16 protein-coding genes and 1 pseudogene are annotated in these 14664 nt (G+C 61.7%); 9 read left to right on the top strand and 8 right to left on the bottom strand.

Annotated elements, in window-relative coordinates; translation table 11 throughout:
* Positions 1–181: 181 nt before the first annotated feature.
* Entirely contained in the window at positions 182–1246 is a 1065-nt protein-coding gene (locus ACSOSP_RS37030) for a purine-nucleoside phosphorylase (protein WP_455315352.1), read from the bottom strand.
* A 295-nt stretch (positions 1247–1541) separates the two neighbouring features.
* Between ACSOSP_RS37030 and ACSOSP_RS37025 the strand changes: the two are divergent.
* Positions 1542–1682, top strand: a pseudogene (locus ACSOSP_RS37025) (IS6 family transposase); the annotation flags it as partial.
* Between the two features lie 199 nt (positions 1683–1881).
* Here ACSOSP_RS37025 and ACSOSP_RS37020 read toward each other — a convergent pair.
* Positions 1882–2373 (bottom strand): Lrp/AsnC family transcriptional regulator, encoded by a 492-nt coding sequence (locus tag ACSOSP_RS37020; protein ID WP_455313986.1) that lies wholly within the window; start codon positions 2371–2373, stop codon positions 1882–1884.
* Positions 2374–2593: 220 nt separating this feature from the next.
* Between ACSOSP_RS37020 and ACSOSP_RS37015 the strand changes: the two genes are divergently transcribed.
* Both ACSOSP_RS37015 and ACSOSP_RS37010 read left to right on the top strand, forming a co-directional pair.
* A complete protein-coding gene (locus ACSOSP_RS37015) occupies positions 2594–3184 on the top strand; it encodes a LysR substrate-binding domain-containing protein (protein WP_455313985.1) in 591 nt (196 codons plus the stop codon).
* A gap of 88 nt (positions 3185–3272) precedes the next feature.
* Positions 3273–3653: a hypothetical protein gene (locus ACSOSP_RS37010; RefSeq protein ID WP_455313984.1), complete on the top strand. Its 381-nt coding sequence runs from the start codon at positions 3273–3275 to the stop codon at positions 3651–3653.
* Here ACSOSP_RS37010 and ACSOSP_RS37005 read toward each other — a convergent pair.
* Positions 3578–6220 carry a mechanosensitive ion channel family protein gene (locus ACSOSP_RS37005; protein ID WP_455313983.1) on the bottom strand — a complete coding sequence of 881 codons (2643 nt, stop codon included), beginning with the start codon at positions 6218–6220 and terminating at the stop codon, positions 3578–3580. The genes ACSOSP_RS37010 and ACSOSP_RS37005 overlap by 76 nt on opposite strands.
* Positions 6221–6382: 162 nt before the next feature.
* On the opposite strand from ACSOSP_RS37005, the gene ACSOSP_RS37000 reads away from it, so the two are divergent.
* Complete coding sequence (locus tag ACSOSP_RS37000; protein ID WP_455313982.1) at positions 6383–6715, top strand: hypothetical protein; 333 nt, start codon at positions 6383–6385, stop codon at positions 6713–6715.
* Positions 6716–6793: 78 nt separating this feature from the next.
* On the opposite strand, the gene ACSOSP_RS36995 is transcribed toward ACSOSP_RS37000, so the two are convergent.
* Positions 6794–7714 carry a cation diffusion facilitator family transporter gene (locus ACSOSP_RS36995; RefSeq protein ID WP_455313981.1) on the bottom strand — a complete coding sequence of 307 codons (921 nt, stop codon included), beginning with the start codon at positions 7712–7714 and terminating at the stop codon, positions 6794–6796.
* A gap of 61 nt (positions 7715–7775) precedes the next feature.
* The gene (gene selD / locus ACSOSP_RS36990; protein ID WP_455313980.1) at positions 7776–8840 is read right to left on the bottom strand and encodes a selenide, water dikinase SelD; all 1065 of its coding nucleotides are present in this window, start codon (positions 8838–8840) and stop codon (positions 7776–7778) included.
* 204 nt (positions 8841–9044) lie between these two features.
* On the opposite strand from selD, the gene ACSOSP_RS36985 reads away from it, so the two are divergent.
* The 3 genes from ACSOSP_RS36985 (at position 9045) to ACSOSP_RS36975 (ending at position 10027) form a co-directional block, all read left to right on the top strand.
* Positions 9045–9464 carry a BspC domain-containing protein gene (locus ACSOSP_RS36985; RefSeq protein WP_455313979.1) on the top strand — a complete coding sequence of 140 codons (420 nt, stop codon included), beginning with the start codon at positions 9045–9047 and terminating at the stop codon, positions 9462–9464.
* Positions 9465–9594: 130 nt separating this feature from the next.
* Positions 9595–9717 carry a hypothetical protein gene (locus tag ACSOSP_RS36980; RefSeq protein WP_455313978.1) on the top strand — a complete coding sequence of 41 codons (123 nt, stop codon included), beginning with the start codon at positions 9595–9597 and terminating at the stop codon, positions 9715–9717.
* A gap of 73 nt (positions 9718–9790) precedes the next feature.
* The gene (locus tag ACSOSP_RS36975) at positions 9791–10027 is read left to right on the top strand and encodes a hypothetical protein (protein ID WP_455313977.1); all 237 of its coding nucleotides are present in this window, start codon (positions 9791–9793) and stop codon (positions 10025–10027) included.
* Positions 10028–10124: 97 nt separating this feature from the next.
* Here the strand turns inward: ACSOSP_RS36975 and ACSOSP_RS36970 are convergent, their stop codons facing one another.
* Positions 10125–11132 (bottom strand): AraC family transcriptional regulator N-terminal domain-containing protein, encoded by a 1008-nt coding sequence (locus ACSOSP_RS36970; RefSeq protein ID WP_455313976.1) that lies wholly within the window; start codon positions 11130–11132, stop codon positions 10125–10127.
* Positions 11133–11229: 97 nt separating this feature from the next.
* Complete coding sequence (locus ACSOSP_RS36965) at positions 11230–11388, bottom strand: hypothetical protein (protein ID WP_455313975.1); 159 nt, start codon at positions 11386–11388, stop codon at positions 11230–11232.
* Positions 11389–11495: 107 nt separating this feature from the next.
* Between ACSOSP_RS36965 and ACSOSP_RS36960 the strand changes: the two genes are divergently transcribed.
* Positions 11496–12542 carry an aldo/keto reductase gene (locus ACSOSP_RS36960; RefSeq protein ID WP_455313974.1) on the top strand — a complete coding sequence of 349 codons (1047 nt, stop codon included), beginning with the start codon at positions 11496–11498 and terminating at the stop codon, positions 12540–12542.
* 8 nt (positions 12543–12550) lie between these two features.
* Here ACSOSP_RS36960 and ACSOSP_RS36955 read toward each other — a convergent pair whose 3' ends face one another.
* Complete coding sequence (locus ACSOSP_RS36955) at positions 12551–13126, bottom strand: GNAT family N-acetyltransferase (protein WP_455313973.1); 576 nt, start codon at positions 13124–13126, stop codon at positions 12551–12553.
* Between the two features lie 305 nt (positions 13127–13431).
* On the opposite strand from ACSOSP_RS36955, the gene ACSOSP_RS36950 reads away from it, so the two are divergent.
* Positions 13432–14616: a 4-hydroxybenzoate 3-monooxygenase gene (locus ACSOSP_RS36950; RefSeq protein WP_455313971.1), complete on the top strand. Its 1185-nt coding sequence runs from the start codon at positions 13432–13434 to the stop codon at positions 14614–14616.
* The last annotated feature ends 48 nt before the right edge of the window (positions 14617–14664 follow it).

Raw genomic sequence — 14664 nt, 5'->3', positions numbered from 1 at the left:
GGAAATTTGACTGGAAGAGGTCAGAATGACTGCCGAACCGAATATGTCGCGCGGAGTTGTAACAAGGTCTGCGGGGACTATGAGAACGCGTGGATCGATAGAGAAGCTTTCTGCCGTGGCGCCGCTCGTCCCCGCTGTGGGCTCAAGCTCGAGACGGGCGGTGAGCCACGGGGTTGCACCGTTAGTGTTGCGGTACGCCGTCGCGCCATTCAGCCCAGTGCGTTGCAATCTCCTGCACCAGCGGATTGCCCGCCCGATACAAATTCTCGATAGCCGGCGCGAAACCGCCCTGGGCTGCGTAATTGAGGAGATTGTCGGAGGCTGATTGCCCGTCATAGGGCCGATCGAAATCCGAGCCCGAACGCACGGCCGCCACCCGGTTCAAATCCACGCGATGCACGCTCGCCGCACGCGACAACGCCTCGTAAGTCGCGTTGTCCTCCTGCTGCGTCGTGCAATACACGCCCTTGCCGTCAGTCAGGAGCTTCGTCCAGTCACGTGCCCGCTCGCCGATGTACTTCCCCGACCACCACGTATCGCCCGCCAGCGTGTCGCACTGGATCACCTTCGGCGGCTGGTTCGCCGGCGCATAGCTGAACTTGACGCGCGCAGCCTGCGCTTCGGGGCTATCGGAGAGCACTACGTTCTTCGACAACGCATAAGCCGCATCGGCGAGATCCGGATTCAGCCGGAACACCTCGGTCTTGTAATCGAGCGGGGGTTTATCGGCGGGGCCTTTCGTATTGATGCCGATAAAACCGCTCGGCCAGCCATCCGGCTTTTCGCGCGCATCGAGCTCCCATTGGATACCGAAGTCGACGAGATATTTTGCCCATGCAGCAGACCCGAGGGTGCCTTGCATCGGGTCGATGCCCGCGATCCCCGCAATCATGAAATAGGTACGGCGCAGATCGAATTTGTCGGAGAACGTGAGCGCCATCAGCGAAGCGGCTGCATTCGCATGCCCCATGCCGGTGGTCATCACGCAGATCTCCTGCCGGTTGCAATTCACAACGGGATAATCCGGAGAGAGTCCGGCCACGTGAATGGCTTTCCAGGGGCCGAGCTTGTCGAGCCAGACCTGGCCCTCAGGGCCGAACATGGAGATGATCATGACCTTCACGGGCTGGCCGTGGCCGTGGTCATTATCGCTATCCGAAGCCTGCGCAAACGTTGGCTCACACGCGCTGAACAAAAGCGCAGCCGCCGCGGCTGTCAGGCTCAGTGCAGGGATCCGGGTGACGATACGGGGGCGGATGCGGATAGAACGAAGGAGCAAGTCGAGCGAAGAACGCAGGATCGATTTCATCTGGGCGGCACCGTAAGTGGAAGGAGAACGCGAGCTGAAACACGCAAAAGGATGCGGGACTGGATCACACGCCCGTCGGGTCAGCGCCCTCGGTACCAACTGCCGGACCCTCATGCGTTGAACGCATTATAGAAGGGCAAAGAGCGCCGTTGTAAGGATCATAAAATGTTCCTGTAACAGACATCGAACACGGCATTGTCACGTTGCGGGGACGGCCGGAAAAAATTGGGCGATGAAAAATTCCAAATCGCTTTATCACGGTCATCGTTTTCCGGCGGCCGTCATCGGTTGCGCCGTTCGCTGGTATTTCCGGGCTCAATCGAGTCTGCGCGACATTGAAGAGTTGCTGTTCGAGCGCGGGGTGGTCGGCAGTTAAGTTTTTTGGTTTTCTGTGCGTATGCGTCGTCGTTGCTTCGTGGCCGCTTCATGGCTGCAGAGCATCGAGACTCTCGGGCCGGGAGACACATGCGGGTCTGCTACTCGCACGGGATCGCGCGATTTCGATACATGATCTTGATCAGGCTGGTAATTAATCAGGAATCCTTCTTCCAATTTTGTTGCGCGGCTCGCCGCTACATTCCGGAGGCGCCTTCTCCAATCCAGCTCGGTTCACTCGACAGGCCGTCATGCTTCACGATCTTCGTGACGATGTAGGTGAAGTAACGTTCGATGCCCAACTCTTCCATGAGCAAGCTGTCGATGAAACGCTGGTAATGATCGATGTCGCGCGAGAGGACTTCCATGACATAGTCGACCCCGCCTCCCGTCGCGTGACACCGTACGACTTCAGGAGCGGCCATGACACGCTCTTCAAACCGGCGCAGATCGTGCGCCGTATGTCTGCCTAACGTAACTTCTACGACAATACGGCTACCCTTGAAAACATGCGACCAATCAACGTCCGCGCGATACCCACGGATAAGGCCGCTCTCCTCGAGCTTGCGCACTCGTTCCCATGCGGGCGAGATCGACAGGTTGACCTCCTCCGCAAGGCGTGACTTCGTAATACGTCCGTCACGGGCGAGAATACGGAGAATCAACAGGTCATACCGGTCTAGCTTCATGCAAGCACGCCTTTTCTCGCGTTAGCCGGCGATCGCACGACGATCGCCGTGGTTAATTGTGCGCCTGTAGGGTCTCTTCCTGCCGAATCGCACGTCGCCATATTGCCAGAATTCGCACCGATACCCTCTCAAACTCTTCCGGCATAGTCACCTGCAAGCTTATGCACGGATAGCCCCTCAGTATCGATCTTTCAAGCCGCTTCTTGCGACGCATACCGTGATGGGATATTTTCTACCCGAGGTATTGGCGCGCTTTCGCGCGAGTTATCCTCGTATCACTTTCGAACTGCATGACATGGATCGACGAACCCTTGAGCAGGCCGTTGCAGCCGGAACGATCGATGTGGGAGTCGCGTTGCTGTCGAATGTGTCTGCTATCAGCCGCTTCAATCACAGAAGCCTCGCGCGCTCTCAACGAAAGCTGTGGGTGGCGCCATCGCACCCGCTTGCGCAGTCAGTCAATCCTTCGTTAAGCGAAATTTCAGCGCACCCCTACATCATGCTCACGGTGGATGAAGGTGAGGAGTCTGCGCCGCGGTATTGGAAAAAGCATAAGCTGATGCCGAATGTCATTCTTCGCACAGGGTCCGTAGAAGCGCTTCGTGGTTTCGTGTCACACGGCTTCGGCGTGACAATTTTGTCGGAGATGGTATTCAGGCCATGGTCACTCGAGGGCAAGCGCACCGAGGGGCGGGATGTATCAACGACAATTCCGCAGATGGACGTCGGCATGCTCTGGCAAAAAGGCGTCACGCTGCCATCGCCGGCGCGCACGCTGGCCGACTTCCTCATCTATTCGCGGCAGGGATAGATAGCCGCGAACGTCAGGTTTCGCACGAGTCTTGCTGTTTCGCCTGTCCACTTGCTCGTTGCCGAGTCCACTTGTCTGCAAGGCGCTCATGCCCGACACCGCCGCTTCACGAATGATCGATGCGTTTCACGCCAGCCATGTCGAGGATCGCCAGCACGTCGAGTTATGGCTCGAGGCAACCGGCGACAGCGCCGTCGCGCTCGAGGCTTTGTGGTCCGAGGGGGAACATCACAGGGGGCATGCACGCGCGGCCATGGATCGGCTCGTCGCGCTGGCGGACCGGCACGGGGTCATGCTTTCCCTCGTGCCACGGCCGCTCACGCAGAAAGGAGAAGGCCCCGCGGCGCCTTCCATCGATCGCGCCGTGCCCGACAGCGTCGCGCTCGAAGCATTTTATGCCCGGCTGGGCTTCGAGCGTTCAGGGGGCAAGTTCGAAGGCTCGCCCGTGATGGTGCGCTCGCCGCGTTGATCGGCGTTGACGTTCACGCTGGCATCCACGACTTTGGTAGCAGCATGCGCATCGTTTGAAGAACCGTCCCGCTGATCTCCCTGCAACTCCGCAGCCAGCTCATTCCCGTCGTCGCCCTTCACGATCACAAAACTGCGCTGCGGATTCGCTATCTCGATGCCGCGTTCCGTGAAGCGGTCCACAATGCGCCGGTTGAACTCGCGCTGCACGCCCCAGCGTGCGCTATCGCGGCATTGGATCTGGCCGGCCAGCGTGACGCTCGAACCATCGACCGCGTCCACGCCCCACAGGCTGAAGTCGGAGAGGATGCCATCCTTGAACGCATCGTCTTCACGCAGCGACGCCCCGATCTCCTTGAGCGTACCCGATGCCAGGTCCACGTCCTGTCCAAGCGCAATGCTCACGCGTACCGCGGCATTGCCAATGCCGCGATTCGTGTTGTTCACCGTCGATACCGAACTGAACGGCACGGTAAAGAGCGAGCCGTCGCTGCCCCGCAAACGCACGGTGCGGATCGACAGGTACTCGACCGTCCCCGACACGCCCGCGAGCGTGACCGAGTCGCCCACTTGCATCGCATTTTCCATCAACAGGAAGATGCCGGTGATCAGGTCCTGTACGAGCTTTTGCGACCCGAAACCCAGTGCTACACCGAAGATGCTCGCACTCGCGAGCAACGGCGCGGTGTTCACGCCGATCTCGCTCAATCCTGTCAATACGACGACCAGTGCGATCACGATAAAAAGCGCGCTGCGCATCATTGGCAGCAGCGTTTGCAGACGTGCGGCCCGCAAGCGGTCGCCACTCGCCGTCCACGTTTCCAGCCGTTGCTCGACCATCACGTTCGCGCCTTCCCACACGATCACGGCGAACGCGGCGGCGACGCCGATCGTGATCAGCGCGGAAGCAAGCCGATGACCCACGCCACCCGATGAGAACAGCGTCAGGAAGTGCAGTCCCCAGACCCGCAGCAGCACCAGCAACGTCACCACGATGATCACCGTCTGCACCAGCCGCCGCAGCAGCGGGTAATAGCGGTAAGCGTGCCGATGCACGATCGATGTGTCCGACAGGTCGTTTTCTCCGCCCGCGGTATGAAACAGCCGGCCGAGCGCACCGAACGCGACGATGGCCACCACGCGCGCCGCGACCAGCACGAGCACCGAGATGCCGAACAGGTGAAACAGCGTGCGATAGCCGTTGCGCACATCGAGCGCCCAGACGAACCACAGCGCCAGCACGAAAAATACCGCGAGCCCGGCCCAGACATCGGCGACCCAATTGCCCAGCAGGACGAATGTCCGGCGCCCCTTGAAGCTCTCGCGAATCCAGGCGGCAACCGGCACGCGGCATTTCAGGATCACGATGGCGATCAGCACATGCACGACCAGCGCGATCGCCTTGAGGATCGCGTCGTGGGCGGTGTCGGTCATGCCCAGCGGCTGCGCGGCCTCGGCGAGCGCCGAGCCCGCTCCCGCCACCCACACGATGCGCACGAGCCAGCCGTGCGCGAAGCGCGCGGCATCGTCGCTGATCTGGATCAGGCGCAGGCCCGGCGCGCGCGGCGCGATGAAGAAACCGCTCGCGATCACAAGACCGCGGCACACCAGGTACACGTCGATGAACGCGGCGACGGAACGGCCCTGCGGCGTGCTGTCGTCGATGAAAATGGACATGAGCACGGCCGTGGCGATCACGAACACGACCAGCGGCAGCAACGCGAGCAAGCTGTGAAGGACGGCGCTCGGCAGCCGTTGCAACAGCGTCCAGTGACGTGCTGCATGGCGCACGCCACGAGCGGTATCGGTCTTGCGTTCAGCGACCTCGATAGCTGCCTCGTTGCCCGAGCGCTCGGCCACGGCTTCGGCGTGCACCGCTGCCTGCTCTTGTTTCGCGAGCTCCGGCTGGGTTGCATCCACGTCCACGATCCCGCGCGCCGCAATCCGCGCGCGCAGCCGGCGCAGCCATCGTGAGCTCAGGTATTCCAGCAGCAGTGCGGGCAGCAACGAGATAGAGATCGACCAGATCACCTGCCCGATCAGCTCGCGGCCGCTGGTGGTCGCGGCGCGCTGGTGCCACCACCGCATGACCGAGCCATAGTCGAGCAGCGCCGTACCGGAGCGGCGCAGGTCGCTGCCAAGCTCCACGATCCAGAAACCCGCTTCATGCGAAATTTGCGATGCGAGGCCGTTACTCGTGAGGGACTTCGCCAGCACGCTGGCCGCGCCTGATGCGCCTGACGCAGCGCTTGCAGCCGACGCGCTCGACGCCGCCGAGCTGTCCGAGGCGGCTTGCACGGGCGTGGAGAGCGCTCCAGCGGCCGCGACGGCCCGCAGCGTGTCCTCGATCTGGCTTCGCCTTGCAGGGTCGTTGAGGACCGCCAGCGCGGCGCGCGCCTGCTCAGGCGTCAGCGTGACGGTTGATGAATCGGGGGCTGGCTTCGCTGCGCTCGTGGCCGCGCTTGCAGCCGAATTCGCAGCCGCATTCGCGGCAAAGGCGAGCGGGCTGCTCATGACGCCCAAGGCGCTCAGGACAAAAAGAACGATGACGAGAACAATTTTGCGCATAGGCGAGGATGAAGAACCCGGTTAGGAAAACCGCCACGGATGCACCCGGACTTTCAGTGCGATTGAACCTGCGGTGATCACTCTCAAGCTGGACAAACCAAGACGGGCGAAGCTGGAATGGTTCGTGCATCAAACGTCTGATCAAAACTTCCGGATTCGGGCATGCATGTCCAAATTACGCGAACCATGCGGGCTACGTGGCCCATACGAATCGCCCTTTACGGCGCCGCCCTGTTGCTGACGGCGCCATCGGCGACCGGACTGCTGCTAGCACTTCTTGCGCCCGCGCAGGTATCAGCTGCTGAACATACCAACCTCGAGCGGGCCGCGAAGCCCATCGCGCCATCGGCTGCCCGGGTGAGCAAGCACGTGGACAGCGTTGCGCCACCGGACGAAGGCACCACGCTGCTGCCCGCCAGCGGAGACACCCAGCTTCCCGCAACGCCCGATACACCGCGACCGCATTATGACCGGCCACCGGTTCATCTGCCGTGATGCCCGATTCTCCGCGACGTCATTTGAGTTTAATGGAAGCTTGGGCGGATGCTTCATAGCGGCGACGCTGATCCACGCCTAAACGCGCGCCTCGGCCACGCGCGCAATATCCGGCTCGAAGAAGACCCAGCGCGCTTCGGGAAACGCGCGCTGCAGGTCCGCTTCGATCACGTTGATGGCATCGACCATGGCGCGGCCGCTGTCGTAGTCCACCATCTCCGCTTGCACGGCCACCACGATCTGCTTGCCCCATTGCAGCGTAATCAGGTTGATCACGCGGACAATTTCCGGGCGCGCGCGCAAGTACGCATCGATAGCACGGCGCACTTCCGGACTCGCGGATTCCCCGACGATCATCGACTTCACTTCGCGGGCGACCAGGTACGCGATCACCATGAGCAGCACGCCAACGCCAATCGAACCCGCTGCGTCGTAGATGGAATTGCCGGTGATCATGGTCATCAGCACGGCGCAAAACGCGATGGCAAGACCGGCCAGCGCAGCGACATCTTCGCCGGTGACCACGATCAGCTCGGACTCGCGCGTCTCGCGAAACCATCGCCAGAGGGACTTGTTTCCCGACGTCTTGCGGATCTCGCGCAACGCGCCGGCGAGAGAAAACGACTCGAGCACCACCGATATCCCCAGCACGACGAGCGCGACAATCGGGTTGCTGACCACTTCATGCCGCGCAATCCGATGCACGCCTTCATACACCGAAAACGCGCCGCCGACAAAGAACAGCAGCAACGCGACGAGCATGGAATAGAAGTAGATCTCGCGGCCCGAGCCGAGCGGGTGCAACACGTCGGCGGGCGCCTGGGAACGCTTGAGTCCGAACAGCAGCAGGAGCTGATTGCCGCAATCGGCGGTGGAGTGGATGGCTTCGGCAAACATGGAGCCGGAACCGGTGAACGCAGCCGCGCCGAACTTGCAGACGGCGATGCCAAAATTGGCGGCGAGCGCGTAGAAAATAGCTTTCGGCGATTCTTCTTTCATCGTGCTCCTGGCAGAAATGGGTCAGGGACTATCCGGAATCAGCTATACACGCATACACGCGCTAAACGACTTCCACGCGGCTCGCTCCATCGATCATTTCTCCGATCACGGCCGCCTGATCGAAGCCGTCCGCGCGAAAGATGGCGAGCACCTCGTCAACCGCTTCGGGCGCGCACGACACCAGCAACCCGCCTGAAGTCTGCGGGTCGGTGAGCAGGTTTCGGGCCACATCGTCCAATGACGGCGCCAGCGTAATCTCCTGCCCGTATGCGCTCCAGTTGCGGCCCGATGCCCCGGTGACCACGCCCGCTTTTGCGAACGCCTCGACGCCGGGCAGCCAAGGCAAGTCCGCGTATCGCAGGCGTGCCGTCAGGCCGGCGCCGCGGCTCAGCTCCAGCGTGTGGCCCAACAGGCCGAAGCCCGTTACGTCGGTGAGCGCGTGCACGGCGTCGAGTGCGGCCAGATCCGCGCCCGGGCGGTTCAGCTTGGTCGTGGCGGCGATCATCGCGGCGTAGCCGGCGGCATCGAGTTGATCCTTCTTCAGCGCCGCCGACAACACGCCCACGCCGAGCGGTTTGCCAAGGATCAGCACGTCGCCAGGGCGAGCCGAGGCGTTACGCTTCACGCGCTGCGGATGCACGATGCCAATTGCCGCCAGGCCATAGATAGGCTCGACCGAATCAATCGAATGCCCGCCCGCGAGCGGAATGCCCGCTTCCGCGCAGACCGATTCGCCGCCCTTCAGCACGGCCGCGATTACCTCGTGCGGCAGCACGTTGATCGGCATGCCGACGAGCGCCAGCGCGAGGATCGGTTTGCCGCCCATGGCGTAGACATCGGAGAGCGCGTTGGTTGCCGCGATACGGCCGAAGTCGAACGGGTCATCGACAATAGGCATGAAGAAATCGGTGGTCGCGACAATCGCCTGCTCGTCGTTCAAACGATAAACCGCCGCGTCGTCGGCGGTGTCGTTGCCGACCAGCAGGTCAGGGAAGAACGGCAACGGCACGCTGCGTTTCAAGAGGTCGGCGAGGACGCCCGGCGCGATCTTGCAGCCGCAGCCGCCGCCGTGGGACAGGCTGGTCAGTCGGGGTGACGGCGTTGAAGTCAGCAAGATGTCAGTCATTCGCGGGTATCCGGCAAAGTAGCGTGTGACCGATATTATGGTGGTTGTCGCGACCGGACGTGGCGATCGCGATCCGGGTGGCACCAGGAGCAACCCGTGCGGACTTCCAAAAGCGCCACGCGCGGGTTCACGCGGTACACTTCGCGTCACGGTCCGATGCCGTCTTTCAACGTTACTCATCAACCGCCCGGTGCTTTCTCTCGCATGAAATCTTTACCTCTTGTATTCGGCTTGCTCCTCTGCGCCTCGTTGTATCAACTCAGTCACGCCCAGGAAACGCCTGCCCCCTCGCAGGAAGACTACGCCTACCTGACCCGCATGCACGTCCCTGAACCCGTGATCCGCTGCGTGGCGGCGTTCGATCGATGGGTGGCCATGACGCCCAAATACGACACGTTCATCGTCCCCGACCGGCGCGTACTGCGTGCAAAGATCGATAACGACACGACTATCTTCAGCGCGGGCAATCCCGTTCCCGTCGACCAGGTCATTGCCATGCGCGCGTTCGCCAAAGTCCGCGGAAAGTCGCAATGGATGCGCGTAGACAGCAGCTGCGGTGTGCGCGACGGCCGCGTGGTCGGTGTTTCGCTCACCCCAAATGTAAGGCCCACGATCGTTCGGTAACAGCGCCGGCGGACCAGGCTTTCGCTGCCTCTGCCGAATATTTCCGGCCACACTTTTCCTTACAAACGCAAACGGCTTGTCATTTAGCTAATCGCTAAATTGATTTCACGGATTTCACTTGGAGAAACCGATGAAACGATTAGCGATTCTAGCCACGCTCGCAGTACTCCTCGGCAGCACCCTGGGTGGCTGCATCGTCGTGCCGGATGGCGGTGGATGGCACCATCACGACTACTACGGCGGCCGCTACTAAGCCGCGAAACAAGCCGCGGAACAAACCTGGATATCAAGCTAAAAACCAGCTAACTAGCGCGAAGGAAACCAACATGTTCACACTCAAAAAAAGCCTGGCCGCCGCGTCGCTCGCGGTGGCCGCAGTAACAAGTCTCGGCTTCACGAACATCGCGTCCGCCGACGAGCATTTCCAACCCGGCTACGTTCATGTCGACAGCCGCGGCTGGCACGGTGACCGGTACTACGATGGCCATCGCTACTGGGAACGGCGCGAGTGGGAGCGCCATCACGCGCGGCATTATGACGGGCCGCCGCATCGTTATTATTGATCGTGGTTCGGCCTCACCCGCCAAGCGTTAAAAACGAAAAAGCCAGGGACATCCCTGGCTTTTTCGTTTCCGGCCGCTTTGAAGCAGTACGCCTTGATCACGCGCCCGCTGTCTCGCGCCATTTGCGGGTATCGCGTAACGGCGGCGCACCGAACAGGCGGCTGTACTCGCGGCTGAATTGCGATGCGCTCTCGTACCCCACGCGGTGCGCCGCTGTCGCTGCATCGGTCATGTCGATCAGCATCAGGCGGCGTGCCTCCTGGAGGCGCAACTGCTTCTGGTATTGCAGCGGGCTCATCGCCGTGACGGCCTTGAAATGATGGTGCAGCGACGACACGCTCATGTGCACATCGCGGGCGATCGACTCCACGCGTAACGGCTGGTCGAAGTGCTGGCGCAGCAGCATGATCGCCTTCGCAATGCGCTGCGTCTGGCTGTCCTGCAGCGCGATCTGGCGCAAGCGCGCGCCGGGACCGTTCATCAGCAGCCGATACACGATCTCGCGCTTGACCAGCGGCGCGAGAATGGGAATGTCCTCGGGTGTATCGAGCAGGCGCAGCAAGCGCAAGACAGCGTCCAGCAACGACGTGCCGAGCCGGTTGACGTAGAGGCCGCGCGAGGCGTCCGCGGGCGTTGCCGGCGGCAGGCTTTCATCGCGAATCAATTTGGTGATTTCCTCGACATCGAGGTCAAGCCGCATGCCCAGGTACGGGTTCTCCTCGGTCGCGCCGGTCACCTGCCCCATCACCGGCAAATCCACCGATGAAACCAGATAATGCATGGGGTCATACACATACAGCTCGTCCCCGACCATGATCCGCTTCGACCCTTGCGCGATCACGCCCAGCGCCGGGGTCTGGATGCCATGGCTCGGGCCGCCGCAATGCACGAGGCGGTGCAGGAACAAACCGTGCACCGCCGTCTGGCAGGTGCCGGTGGTGTCTGCCGTAAAACGGTCCAGTAATGCAACCAGATCGAGCCGGGCGTGATCGAGGCCCGGATCAAGTGGCGCTGATGCACCATTGGCGCCGGCGTTGATTGGGTGGTCGTTACTAGCGTGATGCGAAGGATCAATGGCGGAATCCGCCGTCTCATTCAGGGCCATGATTCGCAGTTAGTGAGTTTGCGCGGCTGCTGCCCGGGAATCGGCCGCAGTCTTGCAAGGATGGAGAAGGGTTGCCGTCAGTCAGAAGCCAATGTGATCAAGCCAGGGCCAATTGCACACTGCCGGCGAATGGCACCCAGCTTACTCGCGCCCGCGTGTTTTCGCCCAGCGACCGGCGCGGCGTTTGCAGGATCGGGCAATGATCCGACAGGATCAGGCTAGCCGGGCGAAGCGGCGCAGGCAGATACTGCGTCATCGCGGCGTTGCTGAAACACCGAACGGGCGTTCGGTTGTTCCGCCGTGAAGCGGCCATAGTAAGAATCTGCAAGCCGCCAGTTCAGGATGAATTCTAAGGGACCCAGCATGCGTAACAGAAAATTCGGCAATACCGGCTTGTTCGTTTCGGAATTGTGCCTCGGCACCATGACCTTCGGCGAAGGCGGGATGTGGACCAATATTGGCGGCCTGAAACAGGCGGACGCGGACAAGCTCGTCGGCCGCGCGCTGGATGCGGGTATCAACTTCATCGATACCGCCGACGTCTACGCCGACGGCACGTCGGAGATCATGACCGGCCAGGCGCTCAAGAACCTGAAGGTGCCTCGCGAAAACGTGGTGGTCGCGACCAAGATCCACGGCGAAACCGGCACGAAAGGCATCAACTCGCGCGGCGCATCGCGGTATCACATCATTGACGGTGTGAAGGCGAGCCTGAAACGCCTGCAACTCGATCACATCGATTTGTATCAGCTGCATGGCTTCGATGCCGCCACGCCCATCGAAGAAGCGCTGCGTGCGCTCGACAACCTGGTGCAGCACGGCCATGTGCGCTACATCGGTGTATCGAACTGGGCGGCGTGGCAGATCGCGAAGGCGCTTGGCATTTCGGAGCGGCTTGGGCTCGCGCGTTTCGAGTCGCTACAGGCGTATTACACGATTGCCGGGCGCGATCTCGAACGTGAAATCGTCCCCATGCTCAAGAGCGAAAACCTGGGCCTGATGGTCTGGAGTCCGCTTGCGGGCGGCTTGCTGAGCGGCAAATACAAGCGCGACGGCAGTTCGGCGGAGCAGGGCCGGCGCACGAATTTCCCGTTTCCACCGGTGAACATGGATCGCGCATTTGATTGCATCGACGCCATGACGCAGATGGCCGAAGCCAAGGGCGTGACGGTGGCGCAAATCGCGCTGGCGTGGCTGCTGCACCAGAAGGCGGTGACGAGCGTGATTATCGGGGCGAAGCGGGTTGAGCAACTCGATGACAACATCGCCGCAACACAAGTGAAGCTGAATGATGACGAACTCGCCGCACTCGATGAAGTCAGCCAGCTCGCCCCGGAATATCCGGGCTGGATGTTTGCGCGCCAGGGTGAATATCGTTTGAAGCAGTTGCGGGAATCGAGCGGCGGATAGTCCGTTGCTCAGCTCACGATGGGTTGAAACGGCAAGGTCATGAGCACGGCCTCCTGATACTTGCCGTCTATTTTCAGGGATCGCGGTTCACGCGCGTATTCGACGAATCCCACCGAGCGATACAGCCGTTGCGCCACTTCGTTATGCGGCGCAACCGTCAGTTGCACTTCTTCCACCACGTTGCGTGCGTGACTTAGAACCGCTTGCACGAGGGCCAGCGCCATTCCCGTCCCGCGAGCGGCCGGGCGCACGTACATGCCGACCAGCGCGCCCTTGTGCCGCTGCTTCGCGCCTTGCGGCACGATCAGGCCGGCGACGCCCGCCGGCGCGTTTTCGCCGTCTAAAAACCCGCCGAACACCGCAGCACTCACGATCCGTTGCTCGAACCATACGAGCGGCTGCTCGGCTTCGTCCTCCCACGCCGAGCCGAACCCATCGGGGTGCTGGGCGAGACCTTCGAGCCTGATATCGCGATACGCAGCGGCGTCGGCGGCTGTAAGACGGCGGATGGTGAATGGCATGGGTGCGTGTACCTTGAGCGACGTGGGGTGATTGCTGGCGGGAAGCGCCAGTTTCGCACGCACGGCTGGTCCGCTCCAACCCGGATTGCCCGACCCGCCCGCCACTGTGCCCGGTCGTTTGGGCGAATGTCGTTTTAGTCCGGCAACTGCGCAGGACGCCCAAGAAGTTTTCGGTGATGCCCCTCCTAATGGCATACGCGATCAATCCAGCATGGACTGGTTGCGCAATCTCGCCCCGAAAAGCGCCTGATGAGCCGAAACCTTTATCCACATTCGAGATATAGCCTATCCACGTTATCGCGTTGCGCGATACCCCGTCGGTGCGCAAAACTGTGTCCACAAAATCAACACGCATTCCGGAGACATTCATGCGTACTCAAGTCGGCATCATTGGTGCGGGTCCTGCGGGCCTCCTGCTCTCTCATCTTCTCCATCTTCGCGGTATCGAATCGGTTGTGCTTGAGGCACGCAGCCGCGTCGATATCGAATCCACCATTCGTGCAGGCGTTCTCGAGCAAGGGACGATGGACCTGCTCAATGAAGCGGGACTCGGCGCACGGATGTTGGCCGAAGGCGCGGTACATCACGGTTTCGAACTCGCTTTCGAAGGACAACGCAAGCGCATTGCACTGACCGAACTCACCGGCCATTCGATCACCGTCTATGCGCAGCACGAAGTCATCAAGGATCTGGTCGCGGCACGTGTAGCGGCTGACGGCGCGCTGAAATTCGGCGTGACCGACGTGTCGCTGCATAACTTCGATGATGCCCCAGGCACCACCCGGCCCAGCATCCGCTGCAGGCACGAAGGATTCGAGCACGAACTGGAGTGCGACTTCATCATCGGCTGCGACGGCTCGCAAGGGGTCGCCCGCGGGTCGATGCCCCAGGAATCGCGGCAGGACTATCAGCGCATCTATCCGTTCGGCTGGTTCGGAATCCTGGTCGAAGCGCCGCCTTCGGCGCACGAGCTGATTTACGCTCGCCACGATCGCGGTTTTGCGCTCATCAGCACCCGCTCGCCGAACGTGCAGCGCATGTACTTCCAATGCGACCCGAAGGACTCGGTCGATGCCTGGTCCGATGACCGCATCTGGTCCGAACTCCACGCACGCGTAGACACGCTGGACGGTTGGCAGATCACGGAAGGGCGGATCTTCCAGAAGAACATTGTCGGCATGCGCAGTTTCGTCTCCACGCCGATGCAATCCGGCAAGCTGTTCCTCGCCGGCGACGCCGCGCACATTGTCCCGCCCACCGGCGCAAAAGGCATGAACCTGGCGGTGTCGGACGTCCGTATCCTGACCGCCGCCTTGCAAGCGTTCTACGAAGAAGGCGCGAGCGACAAACTGGACCGCTACACCGAAACTGCCCTGAAGCGCGTCTGGCGCGCGGAGCATTTCTCGTGGTGGATGACCCGGATGCTGCACAAGCTCGACGACACCTCGCCGTTCGAACAACGCCTGCAAGTGGCCGAACTCGAACACGTGACCACGTCGCGCGCCGCCGCCACGGCGCTGGCCGAAAACTACGTCGGCAGCGTCGCGGTTTGAATCGCCACACAGGCTAGCCAGCAGGCAGGCGGTGGCGGCGATGTTCGC

Source organism: Caballeronia sp. KNU42 (assembly GCF_053760385.1).
Note: the sequence above shows the minus strand (reverse complement) of the source record. Positions and strands in the feature narration are given on the sequence as shown.